This window comes from Enterobacter cloacae complex sp. ECL411, from assembly GCF_021869665.1.
Taxonomy (GTDB): domain Bacteria; phylum Pseudomonadota; class Gammaproteobacteria; order Enterobacterales; family Enterobacteriaceae; genus Enterobacter; species Enterobacter intestinihominis.
Genome location: NZ_CP091486.1, coordinates 2,828,342 through 2,845,784, shown reverse-complemented (window position 1 = coordinate 2,845,784; position 17,443 = coordinate 2,828,342). Strand labels below are relative to the sequence as shown.

General features: G+C 57.8%; 14 protein-coding genes. All 14 read left to right on the top strand.

The genetic code is table 11. The features are described from left to right. The first annotated feature begins 9 nt into the window (after window positions 1-9). A complete protein-coding gene (locus L3069_RS13620) occupies window positions 10-771 on the top strand; it encodes a molecular chaperone (protein WP_023300459.1) in 762 nt (253 codons plus the stop codon). After that, the gene (locus L3069_RS13615; RefSeq protein WP_063135770.1) at window positions 747-3,131 is read left to right on the top strand and encodes a fimbria/pilus outer membrane usher protein; all 2,385 of its coding nucleotides are present in this window, start codon (window positions 747-749) and stop codon (window positions 3,129-3,131) included. The genes L3069_RS13620 and L3069_RS13615 overlap by 25 nt, the downstream gene beginning before the upstream one ends. Beyond that, on the top strand, window positions 3,128-4,090 hold the full coding sequence (locus L3069_RS13610; RefSeq protein ID WP_038416278.1) for a spore coat U domain-containing protein: 963 nt from the start codon (window positions 3,128-3,130) through the stop codon (window positions 4,088-4,090). Before L3069_RS13615 ends, L3069_RS13610 begins: the two co-directional genes overlap by 4 nt. An 86-nt stretch (window positions 4,091-4,176) precedes the next feature. Beyond that, window positions 4,177-5,844 (top strand): methyl-accepting chemotaxis protein II, encoded by a 1,668-nt coding sequence (gene tar, locus L3069_RS13605; protein WP_063135771.1) that lies wholly within the window; start codon window positions 4,177-4,179, stop codon window positions 5,842-5,844. A gap of 44 nt (window positions 5,845-5,888) precedes the next feature. Then, entirely contained in the window at window positions 5,889-7,490 is a 1,602-nt protein-coding gene (gene tap, locus L3069_RS13600; RefSeq protein ID WP_038416276.1) for a methyl-accepting chemotaxis protein IV, read from the top strand. A 19-nt stretch (window positions 7,491-7,509) separates the two neighbouring features. Next, on the top strand, window positions 7,510-8,376 hold the full coding sequence (cheR, locus tag L3069_RS13595) for a protein-glutamate O-methyltransferase CheR (RefSeq protein ID WP_017384409.1): 867 nt from the start codon (window positions 7,510-7,512) through the stop codon (window positions 8,374-8,376). Continuing rightward, the gene (locus tag L3069_RS13590; RefSeq protein WP_014884341.1) at window positions 8,373-9,422 is read left to right on the top strand and encodes a chemotaxis response regulator protein-glutamate methylesterase; all 1,050 of its coding nucleotides are present in this window, start codon (window positions 8,373-8,375) and stop codon (window positions 9,420-9,422) included. Before cheR ends, L3069_RS13590 begins: the two co-directional genes overlap by 4 nt. Window positions 9,423-9,439: 17 nt before the next feature. Next, window positions 9,440-9,829: a chemotaxis response regulator CheY gene (gene cheY / locus L3069_RS13585; protein ID WP_000763862.1), complete on the top strand. Its 390-nt coding sequence runs from the start codon at window positions 9,440-9,442 to the stop codon at window positions 9,827-9,829. Between the two features lie 10 nt (window positions 9,830-9,839). Then, window positions 9,840-10,484: a protein phosphatase CheZ gene (cheZ, locus tag L3069_RS13580; RefSeq protein ID WP_022648501.1), complete on the top strand. Its 645-nt coding sequence runs from the start codon at window positions 9,840-9,842 to the stop codon at window positions 10,482-10,484. A gap of 149 nt (window positions 10,485-10,633) precedes the next feature. Further along, complete coding sequence (gene flhB, locus L3069_RS13575; protein WP_022648500.1) at window positions 10,634-11,782, top strand: flagellar biosynthesis protein FlhB; 1,149 nt, start codon at window positions 10,634-10,636, stop codon at window positions 11,780-11,782. Next, window positions 11,775-13,853 (top strand): flagellar biosynthesis protein FlhA, encoded by a 2,079-nt coding sequence (flhA, locus tag L3069_RS13570; RefSeq protein ID WP_003859723.1) that lies wholly within the window; start codon window positions 11,775-11,777, stop codon window positions 13,851-13,853. Before flhB ends, flhA begins: the two co-directional genes overlap by 8 nt. Beyond that, the gene (locus L3069_RS13565; RefSeq protein ID WP_038416275.1) at window positions 13,853-14,245 is read left to right on the top strand and encodes a flagellar protein FlhE; all 393 of its coding nucleotides are present in this window, start codon (window positions 13,853-13,855) and stop codon (window positions 14,243-14,245) included. The genes flhA and L3069_RS13565 overlap by 1 nt, the downstream gene beginning before the upstream one ends. A gap of 261 nt (window positions 14,246-14,506) precedes the next feature. After that, window positions 14,507-16,090, top strand: a complete 1,584-nt coding sequence (locus tag L3069_RS13560) for an MFS transporter (RefSeq protein ID WP_022648498.1) — start codon at window positions 14,507-14,509, stop codon at window positions 16,088-16,090. Window positions 16,091-16,094: 4 nt separating this feature from the next. Further along, on the top strand, window positions 16,095-17,234 hold the full coding sequence (locus tag L3069_RS13555) for a glycoside hydrolase family 105 protein (protein WP_032622451.1): 1,140 nt from the start codon (window positions 16,095-16,097) through the stop codon (window positions 17,232-17,234). Window positions 17,235-17,443 lie beyond the last annotated feature (209 nt).

Genomic DNA, 17,443 nt, shown 5'->3' with positions numbered 1-17,443 from the left:
AGAGCATTGATGAAGCCATTTTTCAGGCGGTCAGGCCTGTTGAGTCTGTTGGGGATAACGGCCCTTACAGCGGTTAAGGCGCAAGCAGCCGCAACCATTCTTCTTTGGCCTATCGATCCGTGGCTTTCGGCAGACGCCAGAGCAACTGAATTGTGGATCCAAAATCAGGGCAACAGCGCCACGACAATGCAGATACGCATTGTGCGCTGGAAACAGGAGGGCGGATATGAGCGTTACACCGCCCAGCAGGATGTGGTCGCCAGCCCGCCGATCGTGACTATCGCTAAGGGCAGTAAACAGCTTATTCGCCTGATTAAGCAGGGGACGATCCCGTCCGGCGTCGAGCAAGCCTACCGCATCATTGTGGATGAGATTCCCCAGCCGGATGCCAAAGCGGAACCGTCTATGGGCCTCAAACTGCAAATGCGCTATTCCATTCCCTTATTTGTTTATGGACAGGGGATCCCCACCCTCAACGAAGGAGAGCATCACGCGCTGGCGAACACTCAGCAGCTCAACTGGCGGGTCATTCAGGAGGAGGGGAAACCCGCGCTTGAGGTCCGCAATCAGGGGAACGTTCACGTCAGGCTCAGCCAGGTTGCGGTTGAGCAGGGCGGGCAAAAACGCACGGTTGCCGAGGGGCTGCTGGGTTATGTGCTGCCAGGCAGCACCCGAAGCTGGCCGCTTCCGGCAGGGATTTATCAGCCGAATCGGATGAGCGCGCAAATTAATGCCAGGGATACGCAATGGCAATCGACGCCCGTCAACTGAAACCGGCGATGATGATCCTGCTTTGCGTCAGTACCAGCGCATTTGCCGAAACCGGCGACGACAGTTTACCGCCGCCGCCGGACGCGCGGACGATGAACGGCGAAGCTGTATTCCAGCTCGCCCTGGTGCTGAACCACTATGACACGGGTCTGGTGGTGCCGGTGACGCAGCGCGAGGGCGCCTGGTTTATTTCAGGAGCGGATTTGCTTCGCGCCGGACTGCCGCAGGAGCATGTGCCTGCCGGAGAGGTGAACCTTTCAACGCTCTCATCGGTACGCGTAGAGTATGACAGCAGCGCCCAGCGGCTCATGCTGACGGTCCCCCGGGACTGGGTTGCGGCGCGGATCACGTCGTTTAGCGGTCAGAGCGCGCAAAGCAAGCCGCATTATGGCCGGGGCGCGCTGCTCAACTACGACGTTTATACCAACCATACCGAACATACGGGCGGCCAGGCGTCGGTGTGGCATGAGTTCCGCTATTTCAACGAAGACTATTCGTTTTCTTCGACAGGGTACGCCCGACAGAATTTCGCCGGAAGCAGCGGGCAGCAGGAAGGATACGTGCGCTATGACTCAACCCTGCTGATCACCAACGAGGAGGATGCCACCACCTGGACCGTTGGGGACGTCATCAGCGATGCGCTGAGCTGGAGCACCAGCGTGCGGATGGGCGGGATCAGCTATGGGCGCGACTTCTCCCTGCGTCCGGATCTGGTGACCTGGCCGCTGCCGGCGTTTTCCGGTGAGGCGGCCGTCCCGACCTCGGTCGATCTCTTTATTAATGGCTACCGTTCCGGCTCCACCCGCCTTCAGCCGGGGCCGTTTACCCTCACTAATCTGCCGTACATCAACGGCGCAGGGGATGCGGTACTGGTCACCACCGACGCGCTGGGACGTCAGGTGAGCACCACGCTGCCGTTTTATGTCAGCAGCGATCTGCTGAAGCAGGGGTTAAGCGACGGCGCCGTGACGCTGGGCAGCCTGCGGCGCAACTACGGTATAGAGAATTTTGACTATGGCCCGGCGGCGGGCAGCGGATCGTATCGCTACGGGGTGACCGACTGGCTGACGCTGGAGGGGCATGCGGAAGGGGCGGAGTCGCTGGCGCTCGGCGGCGCGGGCACGGTGCTGAAGCTCGGGCGTTTTGGCGTGGTGAACACGTCTTATACCCAAAGCCGGATGCGCGGCGACGAAGGGGGCCAGATGAACTGGGGCTATCAGTACAGCACCAGCGAGTTTAGCGTAGCGACCCAGCATACCCGACGCGACCGCGGCTTCGGCAACCTCGCCCTGTACGATCAGCCCACCGTTTATGATGAATATGATAACCCCGTTGCCAGCCTGAGCCGCAATACCGACCAGTACTCCTTAACCTTTAACCTCGGTGATTACGGCAATATCGGTGCGGCGTGGATCGGCGTGGAGAGTTTTGACAGCCGGAAAACCGAGCTGCTCAACCTCTCCTGGAGCCGAAATCTGTGGCGCTCAAGCAGTATTTACCTGGCGGCCAGCCGTGACCAGCAGCGGGACGACTGGACGGTTGCGCTGTCGTTGCAGGTCCCTCTGGGCGAACGTGACAGCGCCGCCGTTACCTTTGAAAACACGCCTGATGCAGGCAGCACTCAACGCATTAACTACAACCACTCGATGCCGTCTGACGGCGGCTTTAGCTGGAACATGGCCTGGGCCAACCAGTCGCGGTCGAGTAACTATCAACAGGCCACGCTCGGCTGGCGGAATAACAATGTTGAGCTTCAGGGCGGCGGCTACGGTGAGAAGGGGATGATGACCTGGTGGGGCGAGGCGATGGGCTCTGTCGTCCTGATGGACGGTGAGCTGTTTGCGGCGAACAAAATCAACGATGCGTTTGTGGTGATCAGCACCGACGGACATCCGGACGTACCCGTCAGCTACGAGAACCAGCCGGTTGGTAAAACCAATAACAAAGGTTATCTGCTGGTCAGCGGCGTTTCCGCCTATTACCCGGCGAGCTACCGCATTGATACCCTGAACTTACCTGCGGATACCCGGCTGAAAGAGACCGAGCGTCGGGTGGCGATTCGTCGGCATAACGGTTATCTGGTGGATTTCCCGATGGAGCAGGAGCGGGTTGCCAGCGTGATCCTGCATGACGCGCAGGGCAATCCGATCCCGGTGGGAAGCCAGGTCAAACGCGCGTCCCGCAGTAGCGCGGTTGTTGGTTACGACGGCCTCGCCTGGCTGGAAAACCTCAACGATGTGAATCCTCTGGAGGTCATCACCCCGGACGGTAAACGCTGTATCGCAACGTTGTACGTGGGCGCAAATCCCGAGCATAAGCTGCAAACCTACGGTCCGCTGACCTGCCGGGAGGCGCCGTGAAACGCCTGTTGATAGCCATACTGTTGCTGTTCTCGGGCAGCGGCTGGGCGGTCTGCACCGTCAGTACGGTGAACGCCTCGTTTGGCAGCGTCACCTCATTCGCCCTGAGCAGTACGGGGGAGGTGCAAACCACCGGCACGCTGGTGGTGTCCTGCGATACTGTTCTCAACCTGCTAACCAACGACTCGGTGACGCTGACCTACACCTCGGCGTCGATAGCCGCCAACAGCCGCGCCACCATGAAACGTACCGATAATGCGGCCATCGCGGACGTTATCCCCACGCGCCTGTGCGGTGCCACTGGCTGCGGCGGAAACAGTGAAGTACAAATCAGCAAAACCTATACCTGGAATGGCAACACCCTGCTCGGGCTGCTGGGGTCAAGGCGCTACAACATTCCGCTTTATTTCCGTACTGTGCCGGGGCAGAACGTCACGGCCGGGCCGTACCAGGTGTTGTTAACGTTCAGCATCAACTACAACGTGTGCGCCGTTGGCGCGGGCGGGCTATGCCTGACCCCGCAAACCGGCACGGCAACTACCTCCATTCTCCTCAACATGACCGTCACCAACGATTGCAGCACGATGACCACGCCGGACGTGAATTTTAACAGCGCGCCGCTGGTGCAAAATTTTCCCACCGTTTCGCAGTCGATCGCCGTCACCTGCACCAAGGGCAGCACCTACACCATAGGCATTAATAATGGAGCAAACGCCCTGAACAACGTTCGTCGTATGGTTAGCGGCAGCAATTTTATGAGTTACGACATCTATAAAGAGGCGACCAGCAACCGCTGGGGCGGCAGTGGCAGCGAGCGCTGGGCCAGCGCCAGCTCATCCCAGGTCAGTACCGACGGGCTTTTACGCACCTATAACTACAGCGCTAAGGTCCTGACCAGCCAGGCCACGCCGCCTGCTGGAACCTACACCGACACGCTGATCGTTGACGTCGCGTTCTGACTCCCCGCGCTTTTCCCTTTCGCAAATGTAAAGTTCCCGTGGCCCCTGCCGATAACACCGTTAATCAATCGATGAGAAGGTGTTGTATGTTGAACCGTATCCGCGTTGTCACAATGCTTATGATGGTGCTGGTCATTTTCGCACTTCTTCAGCTTATTTCTGGCGGCCTCTTTTTCTCCTCGTTAAAACAGAACCAGGACAGCTTCGCGGCCTCGAACGATTTGCGGATGCAGCAAAGCGAACTGACCACAACCTGGGATCTGATGTTGCAGACGCGTATCAATCTGAGCCGCTCGTCTGCCCGCATGATGATGGATCAGAACAACCAGCAGAGCAGCGCAAAAACGGAACTGCTGAAGAATGCGCGCGCCACGCTGGCAGACGCGGCGAAACATTACGAGGCCTTCAAAAAAATCGCCCCTCAGCCCGCAATGGCGCAGGCGAGCGCGAACATAGATGAAAAATATCTGGCCTACTTCGCCGGCCTCACGGAGCTGGTGCAGTTCCTGGAGAAGGGCAATATGGATGCCTATTTCGCGCAGCCGACCCAGGGCATGCAGAACGCACTCGGCGCGGCGCTCGGCGAGTACGCCAAAGCCAGCGGCGAGCTTTATCACTCCGCCTTTACGCAAAGCCAGAACGACTACCGTTTCGCGAAATGGCAGATGGCGGTGCTCGCCCTCGCGCTGGTCATCGTGCTGGTGGCCGTGTGGTACGGCATTCGTCATATCCTTCTTAATCCGCTTGGCCGCGTCATTGCCCATATCCGCGATATTGGCCGGGGCGATCTCACGAAAACGCTGACCGTTTCTGGTCGCAACGAGATCACCGAGCTGGCGACCAGCGTCGACCATATGCAGCGTTCGCTGATTGATACCGTCGCCAACGTGCGCGAGGGGGCGGATGCCATCTATACCGGCACGAGTGAAATCGCGATGGGCAACAACGATCTCTCGTCCCGTACCGAACAGCAGGCGTCCGCTCTGGAAGAGACGGCGGCAAGCATGGAGCAGCTCACCGCGACCGTGAAGCAGAATGCCGACAACGCCCGTCAGGCGTCGCAGCTTGCAGAAAGCGCGTCCGACACCGCCCAGCGCGGCGGTCGGGTGGTCGACGGCGTGGTGAAAACCATGCATGACATTGCCGACAGCTCGAAGAAAATCGCCGATATCATCAGCGTTATCGACGGCATTGCCTTCCAGACCAACATTCTCGCGCTGAACGCGGCCGTTGAAGCGGCGCGTGCGGGCGAGCAGGGACGTGGGTTTGCCGTGGTCGCTGGCGAAGTACGTAACCTCGCCAGCCGCAGCGCCAATGCGGCGAAAGAGATCAAAGCCCTAATTGAAGACTCTGTTTCACGCGTGGATACCGGCTCGGTGCTGGTGGAAAGTGCGGGCGAAACCATGAATGACATCGTGAATGCCGTGACGCGCGTGACGGACATCATGGGTGAAATCGCCTCTGCATCGGATGAGCAGAGTCGTGGTATTGACCAGGTCGCTCTGGCGGTATCGGAAATGGATCGTGTGACGCAGCAAAACGCCGCCCTGGTGCAGGAGTCCGCTGCCGCGGCCGCTGCGCTTGAGGAGCAGGCGAGCCGCCTGAAAATGGCCGTCTCGGCGTTCCGTCTTACTTCAAAAACAACAAATACGGTCAGCTCGCGGTCAGCGTACAGCGAAGCAACCCCGGCGCCCGTGACAACACCTACGCGCGCAGCGGTGACCGGACAAGATGAAAACTGGGAAACATTTTGACTGACAATTAAACCGCGGCTGCTTGCCGCTTGATGGGAGCGTGGATGTTAAATCGTATTCGTATCTCGACCACACTGTTTTTGATTCTGATCCTGTGTGGGGTTTTGCAGGTTGGCAGTAACGGGTTGTCTTTCTGGGCGTTTCGCGATGGCTATCAGAATTTGCAGGAAGTTGAGACGAGTAATCAGCAGCGCTCCGCACTGGCACAAACGCGTGCCGTGCTGTTACAGGCAAGCACTGCGCTGAACAAAGCAGGGACGTTAACCGCGCTGAGCTATCCGCCGGATGATATTAAGGCGCTGATGGTCGTGGCCCGCAGCAGCCTGAAGCAGGCCGACGCGCAGTTTAAGACGTTTACGGCGCAGGAGGCGGTGAGTGAGAAAGAGAAAACGCTGAAAGTCGCCATGAAAAAGACCTTTGATGTGTGGTACGGCGATCTCGACCATCAGGCGACGTGGCTGGAAAACAACCAGCTCTCTGACTTCCTGACCGCGCCGGTGCAGGCGTCTCAGGCGGCATTTGACGACAGCTTTAACGCATGGCAGCAGGATATTAACCAGTTTGTGGCGCGTGCCGGTGCGGACAGCCGTACCAGCTACCGCATGTCAGGGGTGATTTTCCTGACCATGGTGATCCTGGCCGCCCTGCTGACCGGCGGCTCGCTGTGGTGGTCGCGCAAAATGATCGTCCAGCCGCTGGCGATCGTCAGCAGCCACTTCGACAGTATGGCGAAGGGCGACCTGGCGCGTCCGGTGGCCGTGTATGGCAGGAATGAAATATCAGCGATTTTCGCCAGCCTGAAGGCGATGCAGAGTTCGCTGCGGGAAACGGTAAGCAACGTTCGTCAGGGCAGTTACGCCATGCATACCGGGATCTCCGAGATTGCGGCAGGCAATAACGACCTCTCATCCCGCACCGAACAGCAGGCGGCATCGCTGGCGCAGACGGCGGCCAGCATGGAGCAACTGACCGCGACGGTAAGCCAGAACGCCGATAACGCGCGTCAGGCGTCCGACTTGTCAAAACAGGCGGCGATGACGGCGAAACGTGGGGGCGACCAGGCTTCTCACGTCGCCAGCACGATGCAGCAGATTGCCGCCAGCTCGCAGAAAATTGGCGACATTATCAGCGTCATCGACGGTATCGCGTTCCAGACCAATATTCTGGCGCTGAACGCGGCCGTTGAAGCGGCGCGTGCCGGAGAGCAGGGGCGCGGGTTCGCGGTGGTTGCCGGTGAAGTCCGAAACCTCGCCAGTCGCAGCGCCAACGCGGCGAAAGAGATCAAAGGGCTGATAGAAGAGTCGGTCTCCCGCGTTCAGCAGGGCTCCGCGCTGGTGGATACCGCCGCGCAGACCATGCACGAGATTGTCACCTCCGTGACGCGGGTTAACGACATTATGGGCGAGATTGCCTCGGCGTCTGATGAACAACGCCGTGGTATTGAGCAGGTGGCGCAGGCCGTTACACAGATGGATCAGGTTACGCAGCAGAACGCCTCACTGGTGGAAGAGGCGGCGGCGGCTACCGATCAGCTGGCAAACCAGGCAGATCACCTTACCGGGTTGGTCGCCGTATTTAATGTGAAAGAGCACGTTGAAGCAGTAACAGAAGTCGGACGGTCACAGGCCGTGCCCGTTGTATCCTGAATGTGATTGAGAAGGCGCTATGACATCACCCATGCCCTCAGGGCAAACGTCATTATTGTTGCAGATGACACAGCGCCTCGCGCTGTCCGACGCGCATTTTCGTCGGATATGTCAGTTAATCTACCAGCGTGCGGGGATCGTGCTTGCGGACCATAAGCGAGACATGGTCTACAACCGGCTGGTGCGGCGCTTGCGCACGCTGGGGCTGGATGATTTTGGCCGCTATCTGAGCATGCTCGAAGCGAACCAGAACAGCGCCGAATGGCAGGCATTTATCAACTCATTAACTACCAACCTGACCGCGTTTTTCCGCGAGGCGCATCACTTCCCGGTGCTGGCGGAACACGCCCGTCGCCGTAGCGGAGAGTATCGCGTCTGGAGCGCGGCAGCCTCTACCGGGGAAGAGCCGTACTCGCTGGCCATCACCCTTGCAGACACCCTGGGAATGGCGCCGGGCCGCTGGAAAGTGTACGCCAGCGACATCGACACCGAAGTGCTGGAAAAAGCCCGTAACGGCGTTTATCGCCAGGATGAACTAAAAACGCTGTCTCCTCAGCAGCTACAGCGTTACTTCATGCGCGGTACCGGCCCGCATGAAGGACTGGTGCGCGTACGCCAGGAGCTGGCGAACTGCGTGGAATTTGCTCCCGTTAATTTACTGGATAAGCAGTACAACGTGCCGGGGCCATTCGACGCCATTTTTTGCCGTAACGTGATGATCTATTTTGATAAAACGACGCAACAGGACATTCTGCGTCGCTTTGTTCCGTTGCTCAAGCCTGACGGTTTACTGTTTGCCGGGCACTCGGAAAACTTCAGCAACCTCGTGCGTGAGTTTAGCCTGCGTGGGCAAACGGTTTATGCGCTGAGTAAGGAAAAAGCATGAGTAAAATCAGGGTATTGTCTGTCGATGATTCGGCGCTGATGCGTCAGATCATGACCGAAATCATCAATAGCCACAGCGATATGGAGATGGTGGCAACAGCGCCCGATCCGCTGGTCGCGCGGGATTTAATCAAAAAATATAACCCCGACGTGCTGACGCTGGATGTCGAAATGCCACGCATGGATGGCATCGATTTCCTGGAAAAATTAATGCGCCTGCGCCCGATGCCGGTGGTGATGGTGTCATCTCTGACAGGTAAAGGTTCAGAAATCACCCTGCGCGCGCTGGAGCTGGGGGCGGTGGATTTTGTCACCAAGCCGCAGCTCGGCATTCGCGAGGGGATGCTGGCGTACAGCGAGATGATCGCCGAGAAAATCCGTACCGCGTCGCGCGCAAAACTGGCGGCCCACAAGCCGATGGCCGCGCCGGCAACCCTGAAGGCCGGACCATTACTCAGCTCGGAAAAACTGCTGGTCATTGGGGCCTCAACCGGAGGAACAGAGGCAATTCGCCATGTACTCCAGCCATTGCCGCTCTCAAGCCCGGGTATCCTGATTACGCAACATATGCCGCCGGGCTTTACCCGCTCATTCGCGGAGCGCCTGAATAAGCTGTGCCAGATCAGCGTGAAAGAGGCGGAAGACGGCGAGCGCGTGCTGCCAGGTCACGCGTATATCGCCCCGGGTGACAAACATATGGAGCTGGCGCGCAGCGGGGCGAACTATCAAATCAAAATTCATGACGGGCCGCCGGTTAACCGGCACCGTCCGTCGGTGGATGTGCTGTTTCATTCGGTGGCGAAACATGCGGGGCGCAACGCCGTGGGGGTGATCCTGACGGGGATGGGCAACGACGGCGCCGCCGGAATGCTCGCGATGCACCAGGCTGGCGCCTGGACGATTGCGCAGAATGAAGCAAGTTGTGTGGTGTTCGGCATGCCGCGCGAGGCCATCAATATGGGTGGCGTAAGCGAAGTGGTCGATCTTAGCCAGGTAAGCCAGCAGATGCTGGCGAAAATCAGTGCCGGACAGGCAATACGTATTTGACTCAGGAGTATTATTTTATGGCGGATAAAGAGCTTAAGTTTTTGGTTGTGGATGACTTTTCCACCATGCGTCGCATTGTGCGCAACCTGCTAAAAGAGCTAGGCTTCAACAACGTTGAAGAAGCAGAAGACGGGGTGGATGCGCTGAACAAACTCCAGGCTGGCGGGTTTGGTTTTGTGATTTCCGACTGGAACATGCCGAACATGGACGGTCTCGAACTGCTGAAAACCATCCGCGCGGATGCAGGCATGGCCTCTCTGCCGGTGCTGATGGTGACCGCAGAAGCGAAGAAAGAGAACATTATTGCCGCTGCACAGGCGGGCGCAAGCGGCTACGTGGTGAAGCCATTCACCGCGGCGACTCTGGAAGAGAAGCTCGGGAAGATCTTCGAGAAACTCGGCATGTGAGGTGATGGAAATGTTGCAACCTGCTATGAAACCCGTTGAAGAACATTCGCCGAGCGACATTATTGCCCGTATTGGTAGCCTGACCCGCATGCTGCGCGACAGCCTCCGTGAGCTGGGGCTGGACCAGGCTATCGCCGAAGCGGCGGAAGCCATCCCCGACGCGCGCGACCGTCTGGACTACGTGGTGCAGATGACCGCGCAGGCGGCCGAGCGAGCGCTGAACAGCGTTGAGGCGTCACAGCCGCACCAGGATGCGATGGAGAAGGGGGCGAAAGCGCTGACCCAACGCTGGGATGAGTGGTTTGAGAACCCCATTGAGCTGGCGGATGCCCGCGAACTGGTAACGGACACCCGTCAGTTCCTGGGCGATGTGCCAGGGCACACCAGCTTCACCAATGCCCAGCTGCTGGACATCATGATGGCACAGGATTTCCAGGATCTCACCGGCCAGGTGATCAAGCGCATGATGGATGTGATTCAGGAGATTGAACGTCAGCTGTTGATGGTGCTGCTGGAAAATATTCCGGAACCGGCTGCCCGTCCGAAACGCGAGAACGAAAGCCTGCTCAATGGTCCACAGCTTGACACCAGCAAAGCGGGCGTGGTGGCAAGCCAGGATCAGGTGGACGATCTGCTGGACAGTCTTGGTTTCTGATTGCCCTTCTGCCTCAGGCTGTGAACGCGGCCTGAGGTTGTTCAGAACAAAAACAGCGAAAAGAGCCCGAATAAACGGGCTTTTCCCGCCATTGGATTTTCTCTGCGCTGGCATGATACCCGTGAATTAATGGGCTGCGAGCAGGCACAGTGGCAGAAGAGAACGACGACAAAACAGAAGCCCCCACACCCCACCGACTTGAAAAAGCCCGTGAGGATGGGCAGATCCCCCGATCCCGAGAGCTGACCTCCCTGCTGATCCTGGTGGTGGGCGTCTGCATAATCTGGTGGGGCGGGGAGATGCTTGCCCGCAGACTGGCGGGAATGCTCTCTGCTGGCTTACGTTTTGATCACAGCATGGTCAATGACCCCAATCTGATCCTCATTCAGATCATCAACCTGGTAAAAAGCGCCATGATCGCTCTGCTGCCGTTGATTGCCGGGGTGGTCATCGTGGCTCTTGTTTCGCCGGTCATGCTCGGTGGCCTGGTGTTCAGCGGTAAATCGCTGCAACCGAAATTCTCCAAGCTCAACCCGCTACCCGGTATTGCGAAAATGTTTTCAGCTCAAACCGGGGCTGAGCTTCTTAAAGCGATCCTGAAATCGCTTCTTATGGGCAGTGCTGCCGGGTTTTTTCTGTGGCACCACTGGCCGGAGATGATGCGTCTGATCAGTGAATCCCCCATGACGGCGATGAAGAATGCCCTGAACCTGGTCGGATTAGGCTCGCTGCTGGTGGTTCTCAGCATTATTCCGATGGTGGCGTTCGACGTTATCTTCCAGATCTTTTCCCATATCAAGAAGCTGCGAATGTCGCGTCAGGATATTCGCGATGAATATAAACAGATGGAAGGCGACCCGCACGTCAAGGGCCGTATCCGCCAGATGCAACGTGCTGCCGCGCGTCGTCGCATGATGGAAGATGTGCCGAAAGCCGATGTGATTGTCACTAACCCGACCCACTACTCCGTGGCGCTTCAGTACGACGAAAACAAAATGAGCGCACCGAAAGTGGTGGCGAAAGGGGCCGGGCTGATTGCGCTGCGCATTCGTGAAATCGCGACGGAAAACCGCGTACCGATCCTTGAAGCACCGCCATTAGCGCGTGCGCTGTATCGCCACGCGGAAATTGGACAACAGATCCCGGGCCAGCTCTACGCCGCTGTCGCAGAGGTGCTGGCCTGGGTGTGGCAACTGAAACGCTGGCGTTTAGCGGGCGGTCAACGACCTGTAAAACCTGAGAACCTTCCGGTGCCTGAAGCACTGGATTTTTTGAACGAGAAGGACACTGATGGCTAATCTGGTGGCAATGTTGCGCCTGCCCGGCAACCTGAAATCGACGCAATGGCAGATCCTTGCCGGACCGATTCTGATCCTGCTAATTCTGTCGATGATGGTGCTGCCGTTACCGGCATTTATCCTCGACCTGCTTTTCACCTTCAACATTGCGTTGTCCATCATGGTGCTGCTGGTGGCGATGTTCACCCAGCGCACGCTGGAGTTCGCCGCGTTTCCAACGATCCTGCTGTTCACCACGCTGCTGCGCCTCGCGCTGAACGTTGCCTCCACGCGTATCATCCTGATGGAAGGGCATACCGGCGCGGCGGCGGCGGGCAAGGTGGTCGAAGCCTTCGGTCACTTCCTGGTGGGCGGCAACTTCGCCATCGGTATCGTGGTGTTCGTCATTCTGGTGATTATCAACTTCATGGTTATCACTAAAGGGGCGGGGCGTATCGCAGAAGTGGGCGCGCGCTTCGTGCTCGACGGGATGCCGGGCAAGCAGATGGCAATCGACGCCGACCTGAATGCCGGGCTGATTGCGGAAGATGAAGCAAAAAAACGCCGTGCCGAAGTGACCCAGGAGGCAGATTTCTACGGCTCCATGGACGGTGCGAGTAAGTTTGTGCGCGGTGACGCCATCGCGGGCATTCTGATCATGGTGATTAACGTCGTCGGCGGCCTGCTGGTCGGCGTGCTGCAACACGGCATGGACATGGGCCACGCAGCGGAAAGCTATACGCTGCTGACCATTGGTGATGGTCTGGTGGCGCAGATCCCGGCACTGGTGATCTCCACCGCGGCGGGCGTAATTGTGACCCGCGTCAGCACCGATCAGGATGTAGGCGAGCAGATGGTGGGGCAGTTGTTCAGCAACCCGCGCGTTATGCTGCTCTCCGCGGCGGTACTGGGCCTGCTCGGTATGGTGCCGGGCATGCCAAACCTGGTATTCCTGCTGTTCACTGCCGCGCTGCTGGGCCTTGCCTGGTGGATGCGTGGCCGCGAAACTCAGCCTAAGGCAGAGCCAGCGCCGGTCAAAATGCCTGAGAACACCCAGGCGGTGGAAGCCACCTGGAACGACGTTCAGCTCGAAGATTCGCTGGGGATGGAAGTGGGGTACCGCCTTATCCCGATGGTGGACTTCCAGCAGGATGGCGAACTGCTTGGCCGTATCCGCAGCATTCGTAAAAAATTCGCCCAGGACATGGGCTTCCTGCCGCCGGTGGTGCATATCCGGGACAATATGGATCTCCCGCCCGCACGCTACCGCATCCTGATGAAAGGGGTGGAAATCGGCAGCGGTGATGCGTACCCCGGCCGCTGGCTGGCGATTAACCCTGGCACGGCCGCTGGCACGTTGCCGGGTGAGCAGACGACCGACCCGGCCTTTGGTCTGGCGGCCATCTGGATTGAGAGCGCCCTGAAAGAGCAGGCGCAGATCCAGGGTTACACGGTTGTTGAGGCCAGTACCGTGGTCGCGACGCACCTCAACCATCTGATTGGCCAGTTCTCCGCGGAACTGTTTGGACGTCAGGAGGCGCAGCAGCTGCTTGACCGCGTAACGCAGGAGATGCCGAAGCTAACCGAAGATTTGGTGCCGGGCGTGCTGACCTTAACCACCCTGCACAAAGTGCTGCAAAATCTGCTCGATGAGAAGGTGCCGATCCGCGATATGCGCACTATTCTGGAAACACTGGCCGAGCATGCGCCGCTCCAGAGCGATCCACATGAGCTGACGGCGGTGGTGCGCGTGGCGCTCGGGCGTGCCATAACCCAGCAATGGTTCCCGGGAACCGGCGAAGTGCAGGTGATTGGCCTGGACACGCCGCTGGAACGTCTGCTGCTTCAGGCCCTACAGGGCGGTGGCGGGCTGGAGCCGGGTCTGGCGGACAGATTGCTGGCGCAAACCCAGGAGGCGCTGGCGCGTCAGGAGATGCTGGGCGCGCCGCCGGTGCTGCTGGTGAATCATGCGCTGCGTCCGCTGCTGTCGCGCTTCCTGCGCCGGAGCCTGAACCAGCTGGTGGTGCTGTCGAATATGGAGCTGTCCGATAACCGCAATATTCGCATGACGGCGACCATAGGAGGGAAATAATGCGTAAGTGGCTGTGGATCTTATTTTTCCCGCTGGCGGTGCAGGCCGCAGGCGAGGGGGCATGGCAGGCCAGCAGTATCGGCTTAACGCTCAACCATCGGGGGGAGTCGATCTCCTCCCGTCCGCTGTCAGCCTCTGAGCCCGTCTCCGGGCAGATGACGCTGGTGGCCTGGAATTACACCCTGACGGGACCCACACCGGCCGGGTTGCGGGTGCGGCTGTGCTCGCTGACCCGCTGCGCGGAAATCGAGGGCCAAAATGGCATCACCCAGGCCTTCAACGGGGTGTCTGCTCAGGAACCTTTACGCTTTATCTGGGAAGTGCCAGGCGGTGGACGTCTGATCCCGGCGCTGAAGGTTCAGCGCAACGAGGTGCTCGTCAACTACCGCTAACTGCCCGCCTTTTCGCCAGTCTTCAGGCATTTCTGAAGGCTGGCTCGCAAAATTGACCTTCCCTTTTGATACAAAAGAAACGCTGTTTTATAAATCAGTGACACGCGTATTGACACTCTTTGCATTTTTGCCATTCACCACCCTGTGATGGCAGAAACAGAAAGGTTTCACCAGGTCGATACTTTTACTGTAGCCGTGTAAAAGCTCCCGGACGAGGTTTGCTTACAGGGAGTCTCCCAAAACTGATTAGGGTTGACGGCAATGAAAACACGTAAAATTGGACTCGCAAATTATCTTGCTTACGGTTCAGGGGACTTCCTCGGAGCGGGGACTACCGCCCTGACGGCCGCCTGGCTTTTGTATTTTTATACGACCTTCTGTGGACTCACACCGATTGAAGCAACCTTTATCTTCGCCGCCGCAAGGGTGCTGGATGCGGTTGTCAGTCCGTTAATGGGCTTTTTAACCGATAATTTTGGTACCACCTGGCTGGGTAAGCGTTTTGGCCGGCGTAAGTTCTTCATCCTGCTCGGTATTCCCTGCGTTTTCAGCTACTCGCTGATGTGGGTAGGGGACATGAGTTTCTGGTATTACCTCCTAACGTATCTGATCTTTGATATTGTTTACACCATGATTCTGGTGCCGTATGAAACGCTGGTGCCGGAAATGACTGACGATTTCAAACAAAAAACCAAATTCTCCGGGGCGCGTATCTCCATGGCCCAGATGTCCGCCATTCTGGCCTCCTTCCTGCCGGGGATCCTGCTCACGCATTTCGGCAAAGACAACGCGATCTCCTTCTTCTATGCAAGCCTGGTCTTCTCCGTACTTTGCGCGCTGATGCTTACTTTCGTCTGGTTCTTCACCTGGGAGCGTCCGCGGGAAGAGTGGTCTGAAGCAGCCCTGCGCGCTGAAGAAGAGAAGAAAAAGCTGACCCTGGGACAGAGCCTGAACCGTCTTTTTGTCGAATTAAGTTCGACGCTGCGTATCAAGATTTTCCGCCAGCATCTGGGCATGTATCTCGGCGGCTATATTGCCCAGGATGTGTTCAACGCCGTATTCACCTATTACGTGGTGTTTGTGCTGATGCAGGAAGCATCCATGGCGTCCAACCTGCTGGGCACGATGGCCATCTTCCAGTTCCTCGCCGTGATTGGCATGATCCCGCTGTGCATTCGCTTCGGACCTGCGCCGTCTTACCGCATGGTGGTCGTGCTGTTTGGCCTGGCCTCGCTCTCTTACGCGGTGCTTTATTACGCGGGCCTGAGCGACGTTTACGCTCTGCTGCTGCTGATCTCTGCGGTTGCTGGTCTTGGCCGCGGGGGTATCAACTACGTACCGTGGAATACCTACACCTACATTGCTGACGTGGACGAAGTGATCACCGGTCAGCGTCGCGAAGGGATCTTCGCGGGCATCATGACGCTGACCCGTAAAGCGTCCCAGGCCGGTGCGGTAATGCTGGTGGGGATCGTGATGCAGATGTCTGGCTTTGTCAGCGGTCAAAAAGTGCAGCCTGCGGAAGTGAGCCACACTATCCTGATGATCCTGAGCGTCGGCACCATTCTGGTACTGTTCTGCGGCTTCCTGGTCTCCCTGCGCTTCAAACTCAATTTGCAGACCCACAGCACCCTGCGTGAAGAGACCGCGAAAATGCGCGAGTCCGGCCATGCGATGCCGGAGGCGGCGACCCCGCAGGCCCGCGCCACCGTGGAGATGCTGGCCGGTATGCCGTATGAATCCCTGTGGGGCAACAATAATATCGGTTACCTGAATCGCAACAAGCCAGCGGCCCCTTCACTGAAGGATCGTGCGGTACTGAATTCGACATACAACAGAGGTTAAGATGATGAAAGTTTGGCCTGTCAAACATAGCCCGTTACTGCGTCAGCCTGAGCGCTTTATCGCCAGGGATGAACTGAAATCGCTGATTCAAAAGGTGACGCATAATCTGGTCAATATCCACGACAAAACGGGTGAGTTTTTGCTGCGGCTGGACGACGGGCGCGTGATCGACACCAAAGGCTGGGCCGGATGGGAATGGACGCACGGCGTTGGTTTGTACGGTATCTGGCAGTATTACTGCCAGACCGGTGACGCAGGCATGCGCGAGATTATCGACAGCTGGTTTAATGACCGTTTCGCAGAAGGCGCAACCACCAAAAACGTGAATACCATGTCGCCGTTCCTGACACTGGCGTATCGCTACGAAGAGACCAAAAACCCGGCCTGGCTGCCGTGGCTGGAAAGCTGGGCGGAATGGGCGATGAATGAGATGCCGCGCACCGAACATGGCGGCATGCAGCACATCACACTGGCGGAAGAGAACCATCAGCAGATGTGGGATGACACGCTGATGATGACGGTGCTGCCGCTGGCGAAAATCGGCAAGCTGCTTAATAAGCCGGAGTACGTCGAGGAGGCGATCTATCAGTTCCTGCTCCACGTACAGAACCTGATGGATCGTGAGACGGGGCTGTGGTTCCACGGCTGGAATTACGACGGCAATCACAACTTTGCCCGGGCCCGCTGGGCGCGCGGCAACAGCTGGCTGACCATCGTGATCCCGGATTTCCTCGAACTGGTGGATCTGCCAGAAAACAACGCCGTTCGTCGCTATCTGGTGCAGGTGCTAAATGCGCAGATCGCCGCACTGGCAAAATGTCAGGATGAGAGTGGATTGTGGCATACGCTGCTGGACGATCCTGATTCTTATCTGGAGGCGTCGGCCACGGCAGGGTTTGCCTACGGCATTCTGAAAGCCGTGCGCAAGCGGTATGTCGGTGCAGAGTATGCAGAGGTGGCGGAGAAAGCGATCCGCGGTATCGTGCAAAACATCTCGCCGGAAGGGGAACTGCTGCAAACGTCCTTCGGGACGGGGATGGGCAGCGATCTGGCGTTTTACCGCCAGATACCGCTGACCTCGATGCCGTATGGCCAGGCAATGGCGATTCTGTGTCTGACGGAATATTTACGGAAATATTTTTAATACCTGAATAATAATCTCATTACTGCAAAGCCTCTTTTAGAAGAGGCTTTTTTTTATAATGGCACCGGGAAAATACCTTACGCCATCAATATCAGGCGTGTTATATATTGATGGAGTGAATACTAGGCTGGAAATACATTACGCTTAGTATTAAATCGTGATTTTCTTCACAAAACACAATCCGTATTTATCCTATTTTTTATCTGCGT